The 22887-nt window shown below is 42.3% G+C and carries 21 protein-coding genes; all 21 read right to left on the reverse strand.

Annotated elements, in window-relative coordinates; genetic code table 11:
• Nucleotides 1-17: 17 nt before the first annotated feature.
• Nucleotides 18-1226, reverse strand: a complete 1209-nt coding sequence (locus ACXAD1_RS22645; protein WP_474911095.1) for an iron-containing alcohol dehydrogenase family protein — start codon at nt 1224-1226, stop codon at nt 18-20.
• A 64-nt stretch (nt 1227-1290) separates the two neighbouring features.
• Nucleotides 1291-2199 carry a fumarylacetoacetate hydrolase family protein gene (locus ACXAD1_RS22650; protein WP_474911096.1) on the reverse strand — a complete coding sequence of 303 codons (909 nt, stop codon included), beginning with the start codon at nt 2197-2199 and terminating at the stop codon, nt 1291-1293.
• Nucleotides 2200-2212: 13 nt separating this feature from the next.
• A complete protein-coding gene (locus tag ACXAD1_RS22655; RefSeq protein WP_474911097.1) occupies nt 2213-3169 on the reverse strand; it encodes a 3-hydroxyacyl-CoA dehydrogenase family protein in 957 nt (318 codons plus the stop codon).
• A gap of 125 nt (nt 3170-3294) precedes the next feature.
• Nucleotides 3295-4383, reverse strand: a complete 1089-nt coding sequence (locus ACXAD1_RS22660) for a tartrate dehydrogenase (RefSeq protein WP_474911098.1) — start codon at nt 4381-4383, stop codon at nt 3295-3297.
• 38 nt (nt 4384-4421) lie between these two features.
• Nucleotides 4422-5849, reverse strand: coding sequence for an aldehyde dehydrogenase family protein (locus tag ACXAD1_RS22665; protein WP_474911099.1), 1428 nt, complete (start codon nt 5847-5849; stop codon nt 4422-4424).
• Nucleotides 5850-5872: 23 nt separating this feature from the next.
• On the reverse strand, nt 5873-6838 hold the full coding sequence (locus ACXAD1_RS22670) for a transketolase family protein (protein ID WP_474911100.1): 966 nt from the start codon (nt 6836-6838) through the stop codon (nt 5873-5875).
• Nucleotides 6838-7692, reverse strand: coding sequence for a transketolase (locus ACXAD1_RS22675; RefSeq protein WP_474911101.1), 855 nt, complete (start codon nt 7690-7692; stop codon nt 6838-6840). The genes ACXAD1_RS22670 and ACXAD1_RS22675 overlap by 1 nt, the downstream gene beginning before the upstream one ends.
• A 142-nt stretch (nt 7693-7834) precedes the next feature.
• Nucleotides 7835-9109 (reverse strand): TRAP transporter large permease, encoded by a 1275-nt coding sequence (locus tag ACXAD1_RS22680; RefSeq protein WP_474911102.1) that lies wholly within the window; start codon nt 9107-9109, stop codon nt 7835-7837.
• Between the two features lie 4 nt (nt 9110-9113).
• The gene (locus ACXAD1_RS22685) at nt 9114-9605 is read right to left on the reverse strand and encodes a TRAP transporter small permease (RefSeq protein ID WP_474911103.1); all 492 of its coding nucleotides are present in this window, start codon (nt 9603-9605) and stop codon (nt 9114-9116) included.
• Between the two features lie 64 nt (nt 9606-9669).
• Nucleotides 9670-10692, reverse strand: coding sequence for a TRAP transporter substrate-binding protein DctP (gene dctP / locus ACXAD1_RS22690; protein WP_474911104.1), 1023 nt, complete (start codon nt 10690-10692; stop codon nt 9670-9672).
• An 88-nt stretch (nt 10693-10780) separates the two neighbouring features.
• A complete protein-coding gene (locus tag ACXAD1_RS22695; protein ID WP_474911105.1) occupies nt 10781-11884 on the reverse strand; it encodes an NAD(P)-dependent alcohol dehydrogenase in 1104 nt (367 codons plus the stop codon).
• A gap of 44 nt (nt 11885-11928) precedes the next feature.
• Nucleotides 11929-12963, reverse strand: coding sequence for a zinc-dependent alcohol dehydrogenase (locus tag ACXAD1_RS22700; protein ID WP_474911106.1), 1035 nt, complete (start codon nt 12961-12963; stop codon nt 11929-11931).
• A 326-nt stretch (nt 12964-13289) separates the two neighbouring features.
• Nucleotides 13290-13763, reverse strand: a complete 474-nt coding sequence (locus ACXAD1_RS22705; RefSeq protein ID WP_474911346.1) for a LacI family DNA-binding transcriptional regulator — start codon at nt 13761-13763, stop codon at nt 13290-13292.
• On the reverse strand, nt 13721-14323 hold the full coding sequence (locus ACXAD1_RS22710; protein ID WP_474911107.1) for a LacI family DNA-binding transcriptional regulator: 603 nt from the start codon (nt 14321-14323) through the stop codon (nt 13721-13723). The genes ACXAD1_RS22705 and ACXAD1_RS22710 overlap by 43 nt, the downstream gene beginning before the upstream one ends.
• 253 nt (nt 14324-14576) lie before the next feature.
• Nucleotides 14577-15839, reverse strand: coding sequence for a PTS ascorbate transporter subunit IIC (locus ACXAD1_RS22715; RefSeq protein ID WP_048009154.1), 1263 nt, complete (start codon nt 15837-15839; stop codon nt 14577-14579).
• Nucleotides 15840-15960: 121 nt separating this feature from the next.
• Nucleotides 15961-16230: a PTS sugar transporter subunit IIB gene (locus tag ACXAD1_RS22720; protein WP_009332100.1), complete on the reverse strand. Its 270-nt coding sequence runs from the start codon at nt 16228-16230 to the stop codon at nt 15961-15963.
• 13 nt (nt 16231-16243) lie between these two features.
• Nucleotides 16244-17935, reverse strand: coding sequence for a BglG family transcription antiterminator (locus tag ACXAD1_RS22725; protein ID WP_474911108.1), 1692 nt, complete (start codon nt 17933-17935; stop codon nt 16244-16246).
• A complete protein-coding gene (locus ACXAD1_RS22730; protein WP_474911109.1) occupies nt 17932-18426 on the reverse strand; it encodes an HTH domain-containing protein in 495 nt (164 codons plus the stop codon). Before ACXAD1_RS22730 ends, ACXAD1_RS22725 begins: the two co-directional genes overlap by 4 nt.
• Nucleotides 18427-18582: 156 nt before the next feature.
• Complete coding sequence (gene argH, locus ACXAD1_RS22735) at nt 18583-20073, reverse strand: argininosuccinate lyase (RefSeq protein WP_474911110.1); 1491 nt, start codon at nt 20071-20073, stop codon at nt 18583-18585.
• Between the two features lie 15 nt (nt 20074-20088).
• Nucleotides 20089-21780: an ABC transporter permease gene (locus ACXAD1_RS22740; RefSeq protein WP_474911111.1), complete on the reverse strand. Its 1692-nt coding sequence runs from the start codon at nt 21778-21780 to the stop codon at nt 20089-20091.
• Nucleotides 21777-22883: an ABC transporter ATP-binding protein gene (locus ACXAD1_RS22745; RefSeq protein WP_474911112.1), complete on the reverse strand. Its 1107-nt coding sequence runs from the start codon at nt 22881-22883 to the stop codon at nt 21777-21779. The genes ACXAD1_RS22740 and ACXAD1_RS22745 overlap by 4 nt, the downstream gene beginning before the upstream one ends.
• Between the last annotated feature and the right edge of the window lie 4 nt (nt 22884-22887).

The following is a 22887-nucleotide window of genomic DNA, read 5'->3' on the forward strand; positions in this document are numbered from 1 at the left end:
CGCATCCTTCTAATAATTTAATATAACCGAATTTTCTCTAAACTTAATGCCGTCGGCAATACTTTTTTATAAATTTTACAAATATCTTCTTTTTCTGCTTTCCGGGGATTATTTGGAATCGTGCCTAAATCATTCATGGCATCTATAGATAAGCGATCCACCATTTCATCTTTAAAATCTAGCTTTAGATAGCTAAAATCATCTGGAATATCCAGAGCTTTATTAAACTCTTTAAGTAATGGAGCAAGTTGCCCTGCAGCATTTCTATCATTCTCGAATATCAGTGACGGTTCAAAAATCCTTGCAATATTGGCATACTTTTCATAGTTGGCTATTAAGTTATGTTCTATAATGTGCGGCAGCAATATGGCATTCGCAAGTCCATGAGGCACCTGATATAAAGCCGACATCGGATGTGAGCAAGAATGGACTAATGCTACTCCAGCCATTCCAAATGATATACCCGCCATTGTGCTGGCCAGGTGTATTTGTGCCCTGGCTTCAAGATTATCCGGATGCGCATAGCTTGCCGGCAAATTTTCCTTAATCATTTTAATGGCTTCAAAGGCTAATCCGTCTGTTACCGGATTTGATTTAAGGGATGTATAAGACTCAATGGCATGCACTAAAGCATCCACTCCAGTAGCAGAAACGACATGCCGCGGAAGAGAAGTGGTTAAACTTGGATCGATAAAAGCCACCTTTGGTGCTAGTATGGGAGAAGCGATTACATATTTTCTGCCAGCCTCATGATCAGTGATCACCGAGACGGGAGTCACCTCTGAACCGGTCCCAACCGTCGTAGGAATAGCAATGAGTATAGGAATATCTTGATGGAGGTGCTTTTGGCCGCGGCGATAATCCAGGATGTGTCCTTCATGGGCAACAATCGCACTAACAGCTTTTCCGAAGTCCATGGGGCTTCCTCCCCCTATGGCAAGAATCATTTCGCAGGATTCCTGTTTATATATCTGTGCTCCCCTCATAACAGTCTGAGCATAGGGATTCGGCTCGACCTCAGCAAACACTGCTGTATCAATGCCGTTCATATTTAATAATGAGGTAACCTCATCTATTATTCCTGTATGAAGAAGCCCGGGATCAGTGGCAACAAAGACCTTTGCTTTTTGAAGGCTTCTTATTGTATCTGGAAGCTTATGTTTAACACTATTCATGCCATAGACAATTTCTGTTGGTATGGAAAATTTAAAATTTTGCTGACTCAAATACATCAAAATCTCCTCTCTTCCTCAAAAACTAGTTTAGACCGAAATAGAATAGCTTCTATACTTAAATAATTTCATTGGTGAGTTTACCCAGGCCGGTAATTTCAAGTTCCACTACGTCCCCAGGCTGAAGCCAACCTTGAATATCCGTTCCTATTTCAAGGATACAGCCCGTACTGACTGTACCTGAACCAATGATATCTCCAGGATATAGGACAGCCTCCGAGGATGCCCGCTCAATCATTTGTCCAAATGAATGATGAATGTGTTTGAAGTTTCCTTTAGATAGCTGCTTTCCATTAACTCTAGCTGTCATTTCCAGATTTAATCTGTCGCCATCGCGGAATTCTTCCAGTTCATCCTTTGTCACAATATACGGCCCAATTGATGTAGCAAAATCCTTGCCTTTGGCTGGCCCTAATCCCGCCTTCATTTCCTTCATTTGCAGATCCCGTGCAGACCAGTCATTCAAAATGGTGTACCCTGCTATATAATCATCAGCTTGTTCAGCTCTTATATTTCTGCCTTCTCTGCCTATGATGCAGGCAATTTCCAATTCATAATCCAGCTCACTGCATTGGGCTGGGCGCTGGATTTTCTGATTCGGCCCTTTAATGGCATGGTGATTCGTAAAGTAAAACACTGGAATCTCATACCACTCCGGCACAACCTTTTGCTTATTTTTGGCTGCTATAGTCGCGACATGGCCTTCAAATGCCATAAAATCCCGCACACTTCTAGGGTTTGGCAAAGGAGCTAGAAGTTCAATTTCGTCTAGCTTGTACGTGCCCAATTGATCATTGCCGGTAATACGGCTGGCAAGTTTATAGTTTTCTTCAAACTGTTCCAGAAAACCAAGCATTGAGCCAGGCAGTTTACCCCCGCTTGCTTTTTCCATATCAAAGACTTGTTCTTTCTTTATCCACCCTGCTTTCATTGTCCCGTCCTTGTCTTTAAAGGTTATTAGTTTCAAGAAAATCATCCTTTCATTTAATATGATTCATATAGTATTGGGAAGCATTTAGCTGATGAAGGAGCTTTCTATTAAACTGCTTCTTAATTTCCGCTGCTTCATCCTTTCGATATTTAAAAAAACCTTCGCCTGACTTTAACCCCAGCTTTCCTTCAGCTGTTTTTTCTCTTAGCAAAGGGCTTGCGCATTGCCTATTCTCCATATCCTTCAGCAAGTTATCACCTACCGTGCACCATATATCCAATCCGCCCATATCTGCAATAATTAATTGCCCTGTTGTGGCGTATCGGAATGCAGGACCAAACATTAACGCTTTTTCAATATCCTCTGGAGATGCAGCGTGCTGCTCCATCAGGGAGAATACCTCTCTTGCCACACTCTGCTGGATCCGATTTGCCACCAGACCAGGAATGTTTTGCAGTACTTCTATACATTGTTTGCCGATGTACATATGCAAGCTTTTCACATCTTCATACACTTCTTTAAGGTTATTGCCAAAATTCGAAATTTCCACAAGGGGCATGATATGCGCAGGGTTATACCAATGAGTTAACAGGATTCTCTTTTTTCTCATTTCGCTTACCTTTGCCATCATGGTCTCCAAATCCAAGCTTGAAGTGTTGCTTGCTAAAATGGCCTTTGGAGGGCAATAATCATCTAATTTTTTAAAAAGATCCTGTTTTAATTCCAGATTCTCAGGGACGGCTTCTACCACAAACTCTCTATCTGCTACTGTTTCTTTTAAGCTGGTATAATAATGGATACCCTTGAGCGCATCGATCTTACTTTGGATATTTATATTTCCCACTTCCAGCAATAAGTCCAGCTGCCTATTAATCTCATCCCTGGCTTTCTCAATACTGCTCCGTTCTGGGTCATAAACATTTACATTTAGGCCATAAAGTGCAAAATTCAAGGCAATACTATGCCCCATTGTTCCAGCCCCAATAACTGCTATCTTTTGAATCATCGGCAAGTCTCCTTTTTCAGCTATGATAACTGCGTTCAATCTACTCCGTTTTACCAGCGCATGTTCAATAGGAAAAACAGCGCTGTCGGAAAAAGCGCTGTTTTCTCTATAGTTCCACGTGAATGTTATACCGATGATTGTGCTATTGTCCTTTCAGTTAAAATTTCAGCTACACGCGTACCAACTTCTGAAGTGGAAGCAGATCCGCCAAGATCTGGAGTAAGAACTCTTTTCTCTTCCAAAGTTTTTTCGATACAGCCCAGCAGATTTTCTCCTATATCGGTAAAGCCGAGAAAATCAAACAGCTGGCTGGCTGACCAAATTGCGGCCAGCGGGTTGGCTATCCCTTTCCCTGCAATATCCGGTGCTGAACCATGAATTGGCTCAAACATTGACGGGAACATTTTTTCAGGATTAATGTTAGCTCCGGCAGCGAGCCCCATGCCGCCTCCCAGCGCTGCACCCAAATCTGTTAAAATATCTCCAAATAAATTGGAGGTTACAACAACCTCGAACCTTGCAGGATCCTTAATCATGTACATAGCTGCTGCATCAACAAGATAGGAATAGGTTTGAACATGGGGATATTCCTTGCTCACCTGCTCAAACACTTGATCCCAAAATACCATGGAATAATTAAGTGCATTTCCTTTACTTATGCTGGTCAGTGTTTTCCCTGCTTTGGACGCTGTTTCAAAAGCATACCGGATGATGCGCTCCGTACCTTTCCGGGAAAAGACCCCTGTCTGTAAAACGACTTCCTCGGGTTTGCCTTTAAAAAGCCAATCCCCCGCTCCTGCATACTCACCTTCACTATTCTCACGAATGAATAGCATATCGATGTTTTCTTTATTTCCGCCAGTAATCGGACATGGTGCACCATTTAATAGTGTGATAGGCCGAATATTTACATACTGGTCAAATTCCTTCCTGATTTTCAGGAGCAGATCCCAAAGAGAGATATGGTCCGGCACCCCCGGATAGCCGACAGCCCCCAAATAGATGGCATCAAAAGACTTTAACTGGTCAATCCCGTCTTCATCCATCATCTTTCCATTCTTTAAATAAAATTCACAGCCCCAAGGAAAATACGTAAACTCGAGCTGCAAACGGCCATCCAGCTCTGCGGCCTTTTTCATAATCTTGACGCCTTCATCAATTACTTCCGGTCCAATGCCGTCACCTGGAATAACTGCTATCTTAAATGTGTCCAATTTTATCAGCTCTTTCTATTTTTATATGAACCTATTTATTATTCTTCAAGATTTACAACGACCGTCACAGTTTCCACAAGTTCTTGTATGGCATAAGCCGGACCTTCCTTGCCATTTCCACTTTCTTTCACGCCTCCATAAGGCATTTGATCCGTCCTGAAGCAGCAAGTATCATTAATAACAACACCGCCTACTTCAAGCATGTAAGGAATTTTATAAGATAAACTCAGATCGGAAGTATAGATTCCGGCCTGCAGGCCATACTTCGAGTCATTCACAAGCTCAATTGCTTCTTCAATTGTTTCGTACTCTGAGACGGTCACGACAGGTGCGAACACCTCTTCATCCGAAACCTTCATCCCTTTTCTCACATTTGTCACTACGGTCGGGTAAAAAATACTGCCTTCTCGTTTTCCCCCGGTTAATATTACTGCTCCATCCTCTTCTGCTTCCTTCACCCATTGCTCAATGCGTTCAGCTTCCTTCACATTGATCATTGGGCCAACATTTGTATTCGGATCCAAAGGATCCCCCACCTTAAGATAGGAAACTTCCTGCAAAAACTTTTCAAGGAACTTCTCTTTAACAGATTTCTGAACAAAAATCCTCTGAACTGAAATGCATATTTGCCCGGCATGTGCAAATGACATTTTGGCAAGCTTGGCAGCAGCTTTATTAATATCCGCATCACTATGAACGATCGTGGCGGAGTTGGATCCCAGCTCTAAGGTTGCTTTTCTTAATCCAATTGTCTTCTGTATATGTTTGCCTACCCCAGGTGAACCTGTGAATGTATAATGCGCAATCCTTTCATCCTTCAGGAGCTGTTCACCAACTGTCCCCCCGCTACCTACTACAATCTGCAGGTAACCCCGGGGAACTCCTGCCTTTTCTAACAATTCACATAGTTTTATAGCAATTGTCGCAGTATCAGATGCCGGCTTAAGAATAACTGGATTTCCCGCTGCCAAGGCCGGAGCAACTTTATGTGCAACAAGATTTAACGGAAAGTTGAAGGGAGTAATCGCAGCTACAACCCCAACCGGCTTCTTTACCGTATATAGAAATCTGCCCTGCACGTTATAATTTGGGATAATTTCTCCCACGAGCTTTTTGGTTTCATCTGCTGCTATCTGAAAGGTAGATGCTGAACGATTCACTTCAGCTCTTGCATCTGTGATCGGTTTGCCGCCTTCATTGGCAATAATTTGCGCGAATTCTTCGGCATGGCTCAGCAGCAGCTCTGCTGCACGCATTAACACCTTATAGCGGTAATCCGGGGTAAATGTGGTATTTTTATGTGCGTATACAGCAGCTGAAACCGCTTGATCCACCAGCTTTTCATCAGCTATGCCAATCTCTGAAAAGAGCTCTCCGGTATATTTGTTATATACTTTGTGTGTATTTTCCGATTGAACCCACTGTCCATCAATGAATAGCTTTTCATTTAAAATACTTGTCTGCATCTTTTACCTCTCCCATCCTTTGGTTAAATTGAAGAATTTTTCTTCGTCAATGCCTCTTTAACTCTTTTGACAATGTGGCCGGATGAAATTTCGTACTTCTCCAGCAGATCATCATTTTTAGCTGACTCTGAATTTAGATCTTTCACACCTACACGAAGCATGGGAACCGGTTTCTCTTCTACCAAAACCTCTGCCACTGCACTTCCAAGGCCGCCGTAAATGCTATGCTCCTCTGCTGTAACAATAACTCCTGTATTTTCTGCAGCTTTAACAATTGCTTCTTTATCAAGCGGCTTAATGGTCGGCATATGAATCACAGCTGCAGAGATTCCATCAGCTTCTAATTGTTCTGCCGCAGCTAAAGACCTGCTGGTTTGTGTTCCTGTAGAAATGATGGTAATGTCCGTTCCTTCTTTTAAATGCACCGCTTTACCTAATTCAAAATGGTAATCTTCATTAAATATGATTGGATACGGGTCACGGGCAAGGCGCATATATACAGGCCCTTCGTATTTATGTGCAAACTCCATCATTTTTTCCACTTCAGTACTGTCTGCAGGTGCGAGAACAACCATATTAGCTAATGAACGAAAAATTGCGATATCCTCCAGGGATTGATGCGTTTTTCCCGTTACCCCTGTCAGCAAACCGCTATAGGCTCCAATCATTTTCACATCTAATTTTGGCTGAGCAATTTGTACTTGAATTTGATCAATGGCACGTTTTGACAGAAATGCAGCAAAGGTAGCAGCCCAGGGCTGTAAACCAGTTGCAGCCAATCCAGCAGCCACACTCATCATATTCTGTTCAGCGATGCCCATTTGCAGAAATCTAGCAGGATTCCCTTTTGCCACAGCATCTATTTTGGTTGAGTTTGCCAAATCTCCATCAATCGCATAAACCTTATCGGACTCCAGAGATAATTTAAGCAGTGTTTCTCCAAAAACATCCCTCATTGAAACTTGATCTTTAGACAGTAAGCTTTTCATTATTGAACCCCCATTTCCAGTTCTTTTGATGCGCTGCTTAACTCTTCATCTGTCGGAATTCTTGAATGCCATAAATAATCTCCTTCCATAAACGAAACACCCTTGCCTTTCACCGTGTTAGCGATAATCATAACCGGTTTTCCTGTTACCTCTCTGGCATGACTTAAAGCTTCACTAATCTCCTGATGGTTATGGCCATCTATCTCAATGACATGCCAGCCAAAAGCTTCCCAGCGCTGTTTTGGCTCATTTACCGGATTTGCTCTCGAAGCTCCTTCACCTTGCCAGCCAAACTGCTGAAGCTTATTAAAGTCGAGAATAACGACCAGATTATCCAATTTATATTTAGAAGCAATATCCGCTGCCTCCCAAACCTGACCTTCCTGTGATTCACCATCACCAATCATGCAATATGTGCGGAATTCTTTATTCTGAAGTTTTGCACCCAGGGCCATTCCGACGGCTGCGGAAATCCCTTGACCTAGCGAGCCTGTTGACATGTCCAGACCTGGAAGGGTATTCATATCCGGATGGGCCTGCAAGCGTGAATTTAATGAATCAAAGGTTTGCAATTCCTCTGTCGGAAAATATCCTCTAAGTGCTAAAACTGCATAGAGCCCAATCGCAGAATGCCCCTTTGATAGTACAAATCGATCTCTCTGTTCATCTGCAGGGTTATCCGGATTTACATTCATTTCATTAAAATACAAATTTACAAGGACATCTGAAGCAGACATTGGCCCTCCTATATGCCCTGCTCCTGCGTGATGCACCGTCTGAATAATTAGTTGTCTTGCTTTAGATGACTTCTCAATTAAATACCTTAATTTTTCTTCGTTTAATGGGGTATTCATTTAAATCCTCCTTTTGGTTTTGTTCTATTAATTTAGTTAAGCGCTTTACCAAATGGTGAAAAATGAACAAGATAAGGAAACTTATCTTGTTATTAGCAACTTAGGATTTTGCGTCTAGCTTTATTTTTATAACTGTATTTTTTTATTTTAATAGCGAAGGCAGCCAGGTAGAAAGCGGCGGGAAAAATGAAATAACAAGCACATCGATAATCAAGATGAAAATTAACGGAATTACCGCTTTTCCAATTTTTACAATTGATAGTTTTGTAAGCTGGGATACAACAAATAAATCAATCCCTACAGGAGGGGTTACCAATCCAATCGCTAAATTACAAACCATGATGACTCCAAAATGAACTGGATCTATTCCCAGATTGACTGCGGTTCCCAGTAACAGCGGAACAAAAATCAGGATCGCTGCTCCTCCTTCTAAGAACATGCCTGCTATAAACAGAATGATGTTTACGATAATAAGGAAAATATATTTATTGGTAACAACATCGGATATTGAACCATATATCATTCCCGGAACGCCATTCATCTCGATGAAAAAGCCAAACAAGCCGGCAGTTCCAATTACTATCATGATGATTGAACTGCTGATGGCTGATTTCTTTAAGGTATCAGCCAGCTGCTGAATAGTAATATCCCGATAAATAAAGAAACCGACAACAAAAGAGTAAACAACTGCAATAACTGATGCTTCTGTCGGAGTAAACACACCTGAGTAGATGCCCCCCAGCACAATAATTGGCATTAGAAGGGCAAGAAACGATTTCTTAAACGACACGAGGACATCAGGGAAGCTTTTCTTCTCCTCCCCAACATATCCGCGGCGGTTTGCGATGATATACGCACTGATCAGAAGCGAAAAAGTAATTAATAAGCCCGGAAGGATTCCGGCGATAAAAAGGTCCCCTATGGAAACTTCCGCAGCGACACCGTATAATATCATGGCAATACTTGGCGGAATGATAATCCCTAAAGCACCTGCTACCGCCTGATTGGCCGCAGCATACTCAATTTTATAACCTCTTGCCACCATAGCCGGGATGAGAATAGAACCAATCGCCGCTGTTGTGGCGGCACCAGATCCTGAAATAGCTGCAAAAAACATGGATGTAACGATCGCCACCATTGCTAATCCGCCAGTAAAGTGCCCCACCAGAGCACTTGCGAAATTAACCAGTCTCTTCGACATGCTTCCAGCGCCCATCAAATTTCCTGCAAGAATAAAAAACGGGATGGCCATTAATGGAAACGAGTTCATGGAAACAAATATTCTCTGCGGAATTATTTCCAATGGCAGCGTATCATGCATCCAAACCCCTAATGCCGTAGATAACCCCAATGAGAAAGCGATCGGCACACTTAGAAAGATAAAGATGAATAGAGATATAAAGAAAACAGGCAGCATCATTTCACTCCTTTCTTTCTATGAACTCTTCCAGAATACATGTGATGGAGTTCAATAGAAGCAATATGCCTCCCAGCGGCAAAGAAAGGTAGATAAAGAACATTGATATTCCTGTACCAGGGGCAATTTGATTGCCAAAGCTTTGCGCTACCTTCCATCCAAACATGATAATGACCGAATAAAAAATGATGGAAATGAGATGGACTATAACGGTCAGCCATTTCTTGACTCGTCCCCTTAACATTTCCGGCACGACTTCAACGGATATGAGCTGGTTCTCCCTAAGCGCAAGCGAGGCGCCGATCATGATCATATATATCATTAAAAATCTTGAAAGCTCCTCTGACCAGGCCAAGGAAGAGCCGACTACGTAGCGTGCGATAACCTGCCAAAAGATAATAATGGTCATAAATGCCATAATAAAAGCCAAAGCATAGCCAAAAAACTTGTTCAGCATATCGATGGTTCGAATATACAATCCGGATATGCTCTTCATCTAATCAACTCCTTAAATGAAGAGGGCAACAAATAATTCAATTCCTCATTGCCCTCTCAGCAGCCTAATAATCCAGATTTTTTACTTTTTCAATGATTTCTTCCCCAATTTTAGGCGCCCACTTTTCATAGACTGAATCGGTTTTTGCTTTAAAGGATTCCTTATCCGGCTCTGTCAGCTCCAATCCCTGATCTTTAAGGAATTTGGCTGCTTCATTTATTTTATCTTCATTTGCCTGTCTTCCAATTGGTTCTGCATGTTCTGCTGCTTTTAATACAGCGTCCTGCTGATCTGGAGTAAGACTTTCAAAAGTAGCTTTGCTTATAGAAATTGGGCCAGGTGCATATCTGTCTTCCAAAAGAGCTACATGGGTTTGTACTTCAAAAATCTTGGATGTTTGGATGGTTGCCAATGAGTTGGAATGACCATCAATAACTCCTTGCTGTAATCCAGTAAATACTTCCGTCCAGGCCATTGGTGTTGCATCTGCACCATAAGCCTTCCATGCATCAATTTGCAGCTCATTTTCCTGAACACGCACCTTCAATCCTTTTACATCTTCAACGCTGTTAATGGCTTTATTTGATGATGTGGCCACAAAACCATTTTCCACCCAGCCAAGAACCTTAACATTTGTCTGCTCTTCAAATTTTTGAGCCAGTTCATCTCCAATTTCTCCATCTAATACTGCATGTGCATGCTCCCGGTTATCAAATAGGAACGGCAGATCGAACATATTAAATTCCGGAACCCAGTTTCCCATTGGACCCGCAGATTGAATAGCCATATCCAGAGAACCCATTCCCATTAATTCAAATACTTCTCTTTCTCCGCCAAGCGCATTATTATAATGTATTTTTACCGTCATTTGATCATCTGTTAAGTTCTCCAGCTCCTCTTTAAAGGCTTTTGCTGCTACATCAAATTTTGCTCCCTCAGGCTCGGGAATACTTAATTCGAGTACAGTTTGCTTTCCTTCTGCTGAATCTGCACTAGCCTGTTTCTTTTCTGATGATCCCCCTCCGCACCCCGCTAAAGCCAAAGATAAAATCGTGGCCAGTGAAGCCGCTTTCAATGCTTTTCTCATTTTAAATCCCCCTTTTTTATTTTAAGAGCCTTTTAGAAGAATTAACTCCTCTAAAAATAACTCCCATTTCTAAAATCCTATTCTTCTATTACTCTTGTAAATGATTGGGATATACCATGACTTTTAAACTGCCGCTTCGATTTGTATGAGCCTGGTTCATTGCTTCCTGGATATCTTCAAGCTTATATTTATCTGTAATAATGGGTTCTACCTTGCTGCCGATTGTATCTAGCAGACTGATGGCTAAAGGGTAGGTATTCGTATAACGATAGACAGAAAAAAGATCGATTTCCTTTTGAAGCATTAATGTGATGTTGAGAGGCACTTCTTCAATTGCCGGAAATCCGATAACAACAACAGAGCCGCCTCTTTTTGCAGATTCAATTGATGATTGTAATACTTTAGCGTTTCCAGAGGTTTCTATAAACATATCAACGCCTAAGCCCGAGGTTATCTCTTCAATGGCAGCATTCAGATCTTCATTTGCTGCGTTGACTATCTTTGTAGCGCCAAATTTTTTGGCTGTTTCCAATCTTAATGGCTCGATATCACTGACAATGATCTCCTTTGCACCAAATGCTTTTGCCGCTATCACGGTCATCAGACCAACAGGTCCCATACCTGTAATGGCTACGGTGGAACCCGGAGTTAAGCCTCCGCGTTTTACGGCATGGATCGATACGGATAATGGCTCTGCAAGAGTTGCATTTTCGTAAGATAAAGAATCGGGAATTGGAAATAGAAAATCCTCCCGGTGTCTTAAATATTGAACGAAAGCTCCTTTTACCGGCGGTGTAGATAAAAATTGTACGTCGGGACATAGGTTATACCTTCCCTCTTTACACCATTCACAGTTCATACAAGCAACACCCGGTTCCACAGCTACACGATCTCCAACCTTAAATTTTGTTACTTCTTCACCTATAGACACAACGATTCCTGCACACTCGTGTCCCTGTACATGCGGATACTGAACATATCTTTTGCCAATGCGCCCGTGAGCAAAATAATGAATATCCGAACCGCAAATCCCAACGGCCATTACCTTGACCAGTACTTCTTTACCAGTAACAGCAGGGACTCTTTCTTCTTCAACACTAACTTCCAAAGGCCTTTGCAGATAGGCAGACTTCATTGTCTCCGGAATAAGAACACTTTCTTTCTCACCCGCTGCCAATTTTGTCTTTGGCATCTGGCTCCCTCCTTTCGCAAAATAAAATTGCATATAAATCAGCTTTATAAGGAATGGCTTAAAAGCACCTTTCCGCATTGCTTTTGTTCACATAGATCAAACGCTTCTTTCCATTGTGTCAGCGGAAGCTTATGGGTAATGATTGGCTGAAGGTTTACTTTCTTTTGTTCTAATATCTGCATGACTCGATTCCACGTTTTCATGGAATGTGCAAGAGAACCAAATAGCTGTATTTGTTTGTACAAAATGATATCAAAATCCATTGTGATTTCTTTGCCTGCTATGCCAACTTGAATATGCTTGCCCCGTTTTTTTAAAGCTTTAAGGCAGCTATTGATTGATGGGGCAGCACCTGCACATTCTACCGTTACATCAGCACCCATACCATTCGTTTGACTCATCACAATGGTTTGCAGGTCTTCAGCTATTACATCAACGACAACATCTGCTCCGAGTTTTTTGGCGATTTCCAGCCTCATTTTATCTGCAGATGTTCCTGCCACAATGACTTTACAGCCTTTTACAGCCAGCAAGGACAAACAGATGAGCCCAATAGGACCTGGCCCGGATAATAAAACGGTATCGCCAACTTGAATATTTGTCAGCTCTTCAATGGCCTGAACCGCACAAGCGAGAGGTTCCGATAATGCGGCCTCCTCAAGACTTACATTTTCAGGAATCTTATAAACCATATCTTCTCGAACTACAGCATATTGCGTAAAACTGCCATCCACTCCATGCCCCATTCCCCGCCGTTCTGAACAAAACATGTAATATCCTGTTTTACAGTAATGACAAGTGCCGCATGTAACGGCAGTTGATCCAAGCACCACTACCCGATCTCCCGACTTTACCTTCGTAATATTTTCTCCTGTATCAGCTACAACCCCGGAGAATTCATGACCTATAATGACAGGCGGGTAACTTTTAAAGGTTTCATGATAAATATGTAAATCTGTGCCGCAAATCCCCGTATACTTCACTTCGATTTTCACTTCATTTGAACCCATAGTGGGTTCATTAATGTCTAAAAGGTCAATATTTCCAACTCCTGGCTCTGTTTTTAGAAGTGCTTTCATTGCATTCTCCTCCTTCAGTACAGTAAGCGCTTACCTTTTTCTATAAAAATAAAATCAATCGGACCAATTCTTAAATTACAACTCTTTTGTTAAAGCGCTTACTTTTTTCTATAAAAAATTTTTCCTAATAAAAATACTGGAAGGCCTTTTGGATAGTCTGCACGACGATCAAAGGCCTTTTTGTGCCTTAGAAGAATCTTTTCAATAAGCAGCCATTACTTTTCAACTGTCTTGGTTTTCACGGAAGCTATAAATTAAGTTAAGCGCTTTATCAAAATCGGTGTTGATATTATTTTATTCATAATATTATAAAAAATCAATAACTTTTATAAATTTTCTAATTTTTCTTTCAGGTCTTTATTCCTATTTCTTGCTGTAGAATTTCTGATAACTAGAGATGGTAGTAATGTCAAACGCATCTTTTCTTTCTTTTCTCCTTTAATCATCGAAACAATCAAATCCAGTACTTCTCTTCCCATATGCTGGATTGGCTGGGCAACTGTAGTTAATGGAGGCTCTACAATGGTTGCAATAAGAGTATTATCGAAACCCACAACTGAAATATCCTCGGGCACACTCATCCCCTGTTCTTTAACTGCCTGGATTGCTCCGATTGCCAATAAATCGTTGCATGCAAAAATAGCTGTTGGCGGTTTTTTGCCTTTAAGATATTTGGTTGTCATAATTTTCCCAGGTTCAACATGACTAATCTCATTGATATATTCAAATTCCCGGGTAAATTCTAAATTGCTCTCTTCTAATGCCTGCTTGAATCCCGCAGCCTTTCCCTGTTGCTCCAGACATCCCTGGCAATCACACCTATATTTTGATGGCCAAGTTCTATTAAATGGGAGGCTGCCAAATAACCGCCCATGAAATCATCTAATGCAACCGTATTTATTGAGAACATTGGAAGATCACGTGCTACTATTGCTACGGGAACATCGTCTTTTACCAATTCTTCAACTTTTTTTAAATCCTCAAATCCAGATGCTAAAATGAAGCCATCCACACTTTTTCTTTTTAAAAGAGCAAGATATTTGTTTTCCTTTTCTGTTTGGTAATCCGTACTGCAAATAACAAGGTTATAGCCAAATTCATGTGCACGGTCCTCTATGCTGCGTGCAAGCTCGGAGAAAAATGGATTAGCAAGATCCGGAATCAGGAGGCCAATTGTCTTGGTCTGCTTTCCCATTAATGCAGAAGCCATCATATTGGGCTGATAATCCAGCTGTTCCATGACCTCAAGAACTTTTCTTTTTGTTTTTTCTCCAATTCTTCCAGTATTATTAATAACTTTAGAAACGGTAGCAATTGAGACATTCGCTTCTTTTGCCACATCATATATGGTTACTTTCATGTTCTCTCCCCTTGTTCCATCTTAGCTGATTTCGTTTTTGTCTCAGATAATAGTTTATAGCCTATTTATAATAATCATAGTACATTTTAGTTAAGCGCTTTCTTTGCCTTTTATTATTATTAATCAATTTTCCAAATATATCAATAGGTTGTGATTTTATTTTTGAATTTTCACAAAATAATACAAATGATTAGGAACAGCAAATGACAAAAAGGATTCCACCCGAAAGTGAAATCCCTTTTGGTAAAGCATTTTATGAAAATAATTTAATCAAAAAGCTCAATAAAATCCCCACGACCCCAAAGTCCGAGTCTCCAAAGGTAGTTCCTTCAAATCCAAGTGACCCAAGAACCGGAAGCAATAAGGCCGGAAGGAAAGAGATTAATAGACCGTTGGCAAATGAACCGATCATCGCTCCACGTCTGCCTCCGGTTGCATTTCCGAATACCCCTGCCGCCGCACCTGTGAAGAAGTGCGGAATCAGGCCTGGTACAATTATTTTCAGGCCGAATAATGGAAGAAGGAACATGGAGAGCAAGCCAGCTACGAAGCTGAATAGGAATCCGATAATAACTGCATTAGGTGCAAAAGGGAACACTGCCGGACAATCAAGGGCAGGCTTCGCATCTTTTACCACTTTATCAGCGATCCCTTTAAAAGCTGGTACGATTTCTGCAATCAGCATCCGCACACCGGCAAGGACCACATATACACCAGCTGCAAACGTAATGGCCTGCATGAGCGAGAATACAAGGAAGTTAACTCCGCCGCTCAATTCAGATTCTACATAGCCTTTTCCGGCGATCGGCGCCACAACCAGGAAGAGAATCGTCATTGTCAAAGACATCGCAACCGAAGTATCGCGCAGGAATCCAAGTGATTTTGGCACCTTGATATCCTCTGTCGATTTGGATTTATCTCCTACACGCTTTCCAATAAAGCCGGAAACAAAGTAGCCGAAAGATCCAAAGTGGCCGACAGCGATACTGTCATTGCCAGTGATCTCGCGTACATACGGCTGGACAAGCGCAGGCATGAATACCATTAATAATCCCAGAATAATAGACCCGATAATGATCAGCGGAAGCCCTGTCACTCCGCCGGTTGCAAATACTGCTGAAATCAGGCAGGCCATGAATAAAGTATGATGGCCGGTTAGGAAAATATATTTAAATGGTGTAAAACGGGCAATTATTATGTTCATGACCATCCCGAAAAGCATGATCATCGCGGTTTCCTTCCCAAATGTCTGCTGGGCGATCGCAACGATGGCTTCGTTGTTCGGAATAACGCCCTGAATATGAAAGGCTTTTTCAAACATTTTTCCGAAAATATCAAGTGAGCCTATTAAGATGCTTGCTCCTCCATTGAGGATGAGAAAGCCCATGATCGTTTTAAGCGTGCCTGATATAACATCGGCAATTCCCTTCTTCTGCAAAAGCAAGCCAAACAAGGCGAATAAACCAACCAGGATGGCGGGCGTGCCCAGTATATCATTCATGATAAAATCAAACATGTTTACCCCTCCTTTTAAATCCTCTGTATCTATCTTTCATCTAACCAGTTTTCAGGTTATACTGTATTTGTTCTTTTTATTTTTCAGCGGGCGGGTCTATCGCCTGCTCTTTTTTTCTCTATTATGATAAATGTGATTCCAATGCGGCTTTTAGCTCGTTCTGGTCTAGGATGTTAGTCAGGCCAATGATCGTTCTTGTTCCGTCATCCAAAGTGGAAATCAGGTCCTTAGATCCCAGGTAGATGTCCGCTTTTTCAGATTTAGCCGTTGTTAAATCGGTATGTGAAACGTCTGCTTCCACTCCCAGCTGGCTTAAAACTGTTTTCACATTCATTTCTACGATAAAGCTGCTTCCAAGTCCGTTTCCGCATACTACCAGAATTTTTTTCATTTTTATTTCCTCCTTAGTCTTGTGAATATTGATTAATAATTTCTAATACGCCAGCTGCTGTATCCACATTCTGCAGCTTTTCAAGGTTATCGCTGTCAGACAGCATTTTGGAAAGCTGGGATAATGCTTTTAAATGGGTTTCATTATCGATGGCTGCCAGCACAAAGAATAATCTTACCTGATGCTCCGGCTTTTCCGAAAAAGCACAGCTTTCCTTTAATTGCAGGAAGCTCATTCCCAGCTTGTTCACGCCAGCTTCAGGGCGGGCATGAGGAAGGGCAATTCCAGGCGCGATGACGATATATGGTCCCATTTCATTTACGTTTTCAATCATGGCATCAATGTAATTCCGGCTGATGGATTGATCGGCCAATAACGGCTGTGACGCCATTTGCAGTGCTTCCTGCCAGCTTGGGGCATAATCTGCAAATTGAATTTTATCGGCAGTTAAAACTTCATTTAACATTGGCTTTTGGTCCACCTCACTTTTGGCTTCTTTATTCGATTGATGGTAGGCTTTCAATTCCTGGATCAGCATGCTTTCGTCTTTTATATCTGCATGCTTCCGGATAATGTCCATCAATGCCTCTATGTTTTCTGATTTCGGCCTTTTTTCTGATGCCTGAACCTGCTTAAGCAGAGATTCCTTCTCGGACGGGTTAAGAATCGGATTTACAATAAATACCGGTACATTTTTCCGGGATACTGGCGTGGTCGAAATGACAAAGTCCAAATCAGCCAGGGACGCTTTCTCATATTCACGGACGGTGTATACATTCGCCACATCGACAAACGGCATGAGATCTTCAATTTGCTTCTGAAGGATTCGGGACGTGCCGATTCCGCTGGCACACACCACAGCCGCTTTTTTGCGGGCTTCCACCCTTACGCCTTCTTTATCAATCCAGCCTCCAAAGTGCATCGCAATATAGGCCGCTTCATCATCCGATACTTTTTTGCCTAGTACGTACTCAAAATGATGAACCACTTTTTTGGTAAGAATAAACAGATCCTGATAAGACTCCTGTACAGATTTGGATAATGGATTCTCCAGTTCAATCCCATACTTGATTCGGAAATAAGCCGGTTTTAAATGAATCAGTAAATTCCGTTCAAGATCCTTCCGATTTTGAAAAAACACACAGGCATATTTTTGAAAATCATCGACCATTCTTACTGCCATTGATTTGAGGATATCAAGGTCCTGGTTTTCCAGCTCATGTGTATCATAGTCGCTTATTTTCGCACCTAACAGGTAGGTTGCAAGATAGCAGGCTTCATCGTCAGGAACCTCAAGCTGGAAACCGCTTTCAATTTTCCTGCAAATAAATCGAGCAGCATTGTACTCTTTCGATTCTTTAATGACCTGTTTTTCAACAGGATCCATCTTAATGTATTTCCCCTGGCTAAACCTTTTGATGAGCATAAATATATGGGCGCTTAGCGTCTCCATCACTTCATCTGTGTAATGAACACCGGAATAGGATTCACTTTCATTCAGAATCTCATAGATCGTTTCTAAATCCGTACGCTGAAACATTTCATGCGACAGGCCCGGCGTGTCCTGGATGGTTAACTGAACTTCGGATAATAAATCGTTCCACCCTCGATTGGTTAAAACCTGTGTTAAGCAGTAAATCAGCATTTTCCGTTTATCCTGCTCATCGCCGGCAATATAGTAGCCAGAAGGTTTATGGAAATTCAACTGAACCTTAAACTGGTTAAGCTGCTTTTTAATTCCTTGATATCTGCCAGAAGCGTACTCCTGCTGACACCCAGCTTATCCATCAGATCCTGCAGATAAATGGTTTTCTCGCGGGTCAGGATGAGGATGGCAGTCCAGACCATTCTTTCTTTTCGTGAAAACTCATAACCGGCAGCTTTATCAAATGAATGCAGCCGCTGTTTAATCTGCTGCTTTTCTTCTTCATCGAGAAAAAATCCAGCAGCCCGGACATACTTCAGCTCATCTAAACCCTGGTTTTTCAGCCAGCTATTAATTTTTTCAACATCATAATAAACAGTCCGCTTGGAAATCTGTAATTCTTCCATTAGCTCCTGCGGAGAAACATGTGAAGGCGCATGGACCATTTTCGTCAAAATCGCCATGCAGCGCTGGTCAAGAATCATCGGGAGCGCTCCTCCTTTAACTGATTCTAAATAGTAAGTTTGCAAAAAGTCAGACTCTAAATTCATCGAATTGTCTGCTTAATAGGTATTATACTCCTGTATTACAGAAAATGAAGTCCGAATTCTGTAAGGGTATTTTTGCAAGAGTTGGACTCATATTAGCAGAGAAATAAAAAAAGCGAACTCGCAATTGGCGAATTTCGCTTTATAAAAAAACACTAGTCAAAACCTAAAGTTAATCAAATTCTCCCGCTTCTCCTTAAGCCCTCTCACAGTCCCCTCATAGCTCAGCAGATCCCCTGTGAGGGTTTCATTCCGATCCTTGATCATTCTCGAGACCTCATCCGGATTTGGTCCTCCCTGGAGGCTGCGGATCTTCACAAAGTATTCAGGAGAAATGATTTTCTTCCACTCTTCCTCTGTCAGGGAAACGGGAACATATCCCCGAATGACTTCATTCACGTCCGCTACTTTCCAGTCGCACAGTTCTTTCTGATCCTTCACCGTTTGTTTTGAAATATAGCTGGCAATGGAGTGGGCCTTCCGGAATGGGATGCTGTAGTCTCTTGCCAGGGTGTCAGCCAGTTCGGTGATCGTGATGCACGACTTTTTTGCCATTTCTTTCGCATGGTCTTTATTGACTTTTAATGTGGCAATCACGGCGTACATCAGCTTTAATACCCGATTGGCATTGGTAAAAGCACGATACAAATGAGGCTGCAGATCATCTTCTGTATCAACGATATCCCCAAATGGCGTATTATGAACCATGTTCATGGCTGCATATGCTTCACCGTAGGCGCTGCTCGCAATGGATCTGGAATGCTCAATTGAAACCGGGTTCCTTTTTTGAGGCATAATGCTGCTCACCTGCACGTAAGGATCCGCCACCTGGAAGGTGCCAAACTCTCGTGTTACATGCTGAAGGAAATCCTGAATCCATCTGCCTGTATTCACCATGCAGGTCATCAGGGCCGATGAGGTTTCCAGCAGGTAATCGGCTCCCGCAATCGAGTCATACGAGTTTTCAATAATTCCTTCAAACCCCAATAAGTCACGGGTGCGATCCCTGCAAATCGGAAAGCCGGTCGTAGTAAGGGCAGCTGCACCGAGCGAGGATTTGTTAACGGTTTTATAGGCAGCCCACAGCCGTTTAATATCCCTCTGGAGGACATCATAGACAGCGAGTAGATAATGCCCTAAAGTGGTCGGCTGGGCCGGCTGTGTATGGGTATAGCCGGTCATATAGGTTTCATTATGCTCTTCAGCCTGCTCCAGCAATGCCTCACTAAGCTGATAGGCACTACCCAGAAGCTGCAGCAGATGTTCTCTTAGGACCAGTCTGTACATGGCAATGCCCATATCATTCCGGCTCCGGGCAATATGGATTTTCCCGGCCAATTCATCGCCGATCACTTCTCCAATTTTCGCTTCCATCATAAAAAAGAGATCTTCAAATTGAGGCTGATACGATATTGAACCGGTATCTGACATGGCCACTTTATTGATGCCTTCCAGCATGGTTTTTGATTCTTCTTCAGGAATGATCCCCTTTTCCGCCAGCATGATCACATGTGCCCGATGAATATCGAACATGACATGGAACAGATAGTCCCGCTGATCATTAAAAACGGGCATCAGCAGTTCTTCTGCATATGTTTTGCCGGGAAAGGCATGGCCTTCATTTTTAATAAACTCTTCTAATTTGCTCATCTTTTCAACTCCTTTTTAAGACAATGATTTTTCAGCCTTAACTCCAAAAAACTTGTTTGATATGAACAGAACCAGTGCGATTAAAGTAATCTGGATCATACCGTAAGCTGCCGCCTGGCCCATATTGAACATTCTCAGCTGATTCATAATCTCGATGGAAATAGGGCGGTTTGAAAGAGTGTACAGCAATACAGAAGTAGGAAATTCACCGACAGACTCCACAAAAGCCAGTAATGTCCCTGATAAAACCCCTGGCATAATAATCGGAAGGATTACTTTTCTGAACGTATAGAACCACTTTGCCCCAAGGCTTCTTGAGGCTTCTTCTATGGAATCATCCAATTGCTCCAATACAGCATTGGTGGATCTGACGACTAATGGAATATGGCGGATAAAATAGGCCAGAGGCAAAATCCAGAATGTGCCGACGAGAATATTGCCAAACGAGAAGATGGTTGGCTCATTAAAAGCAAAAATCAAATTCATCCCGATAACGGTAGCCGGCAATGCCCATGGAATCATAACTAAAATATCCACAAAGCTTTTTCCGACAAATTTCCGTTTAACGAGTACATAGGATGCCAATACCCCAAAGACCAGATTCCCGGCTGTAGCAATAACCGACAGGAGCAAGCTATTTTTCAATGGCTTGAATATGTTCGGATCCTGGAACAATAAACGGTAGTTTTCAAAATTAAATACCGATGGATAGGTCTGCCATGTCCACGTTCCGTCCGGCACGAGCGATAATAGGAGAATCGTGAAATGCGGAAGCAGCAGAATGATGACTCCCACGATTCCTGTAAAGACCAGTATCCACTTCAAAACAGGATTATTCACTTCACTGCGATGGGCGCCAATCCCTTTAGATGCCATCCGGTAATCCTTGCGGTTTTGGTACCAGCGCATAAACAGCAGGAAGCTGATCGATACAACCGATAAAATAACCGATTGCGTGGCGGCCACTTCCATATCGCCATTAATTTTCGAAAAATAGATCTGCAGGCTAAGCACCCTGAATCCGCCTGCAAGCAGAAACGGCGCACTGAAGGATGCCATCGAGATCATAAACACCAATAATGATGCTGCAACAATAGCCGGTGTCAATAATGGAAAGGTTACTTTCCAGAACACTTTAAACCGGGTGGCCCCCAGGTTGTATGCAGCTTCTTCAAGGGATGGATCAATTTTATTAATGGCTGATGAAACAGTCATATAGAAATACACATACATAGTATATGCATGGACAATCAAAATGCCTGATATGCCGCCTATTTTGAAAGGGACTTCATCCAGCCCGAATAAGTCTTTAATGGCATTGGGTATCAATCCGGTTTCCCCATACAGGAACATGAACGCCATTACTCCTACCAGTGACGGCAGGACGATCGGCATGATGGCAGCCGATGCAAAGAAGCCTCTGCCCGGAAAATCATACCGGATGAAAATGAATGCCAGCGGGATGCCGATCAGCGCACTGACCAGGACACTTAATATCGAAATATATACAGAATTCCACAGGGCCTCCAGATTGGTCTTCGATTCCTGGGTAAAAAAATCACTGTAATTCCCGAAGTTCATGCTTCCGTCTTTCTGCAGACTTTCCATTATGGTCCGTAAAGAGGGGTATAAAACATAAGCTATGAGAACCAGCAGGACCGGAATAAGAAGGAGCAGGGTCAGCCTCGTATCCCGATTTTTAATCATGATGCATCACCTGTCACCACAGGAATGATCCGCATCTGCTCTTCAGGCAATTCCACCCAAATCTCTGCACCCTCCTGCAGGCTTCTGGATAAGCCGCTATTCAGGGCATTCACCTGAAGCTTAAGGCCTGCAGCCCTGACCACAACATTGATGAGGGAGCCAAAAAAATGGACTTCCTCAACCATTCCTTTGAAGATATTTTTCCCTTCTGTCTCTTTTTCCAGTATTTTAATAGATTCAGGACGAATGGATAATGCCAGGTTCCCTTTGTTTTCCTGATTATAATTAAATGGGGCATTTCGGACGAAAATCCCATTGGCACTTTCATCGTTCTGCACATGTACCAGAATGTGTTCATCTTCTATCCTGCTGATCTTCACAGGCAGCAGATTGATTTCTCCAATAAAACCCGCTACGAAATCATTGGCTGGTTCATTATAGATTTCTGAGGGTGTTCCCACCTGGTGGCAGACCCCAAAGTTAAATACCGCAATCCGATCGCTCATGGATAAAGCTTCTGCCTGATCATGGGTAACATAGATGGTGGTGATATTATAATCCTTTTGCAATCTCAGTATTTCGCTTCTCATTTCATCCCGCAGCTTGGCATCCAGGTTGCTGAGTGGCTCATCCAGGAGCAAAATCTCCGGTTCAATCACCAATGCCCTTGCCAGCGCGACACGTTGCTGCTGACCTCCGCTTAACTGGCTCACCTGACGATCGGCGTATTGCTCAAGCCTCACCTTTTGCAATACATCCTTTACTTTTATATTGAGCTCCTTGGAGCCAAGTTTCCTGACCCTTAATCCAAAAGCGACATTTTCAAACACCGTCATGTGAGGAAAAAGGGCATAGTTTTGGAAAACCATGCCCGTATTTCTCTTTTCAGGAGGTACACGCGTCATATCCTTATCGCCGAAACGGACAACACCTTTAGTAGGATAATAGAATCCAGCAATCATCCGCAGTGTGGTTGTCTTTCCGCACCCACTTGGTCCAAGGAAGGTGAAGAATTCCCCATCCTTTATATCCAGATTTAAATGATCGACTGCAATAACCTTTCCAAAGGCTTTTTGGACATTATCTATTTTTATGGACGCCATACCT

This window comes from Cytobacillus sp. ABV4_503, from assembly GCF_056158445.1.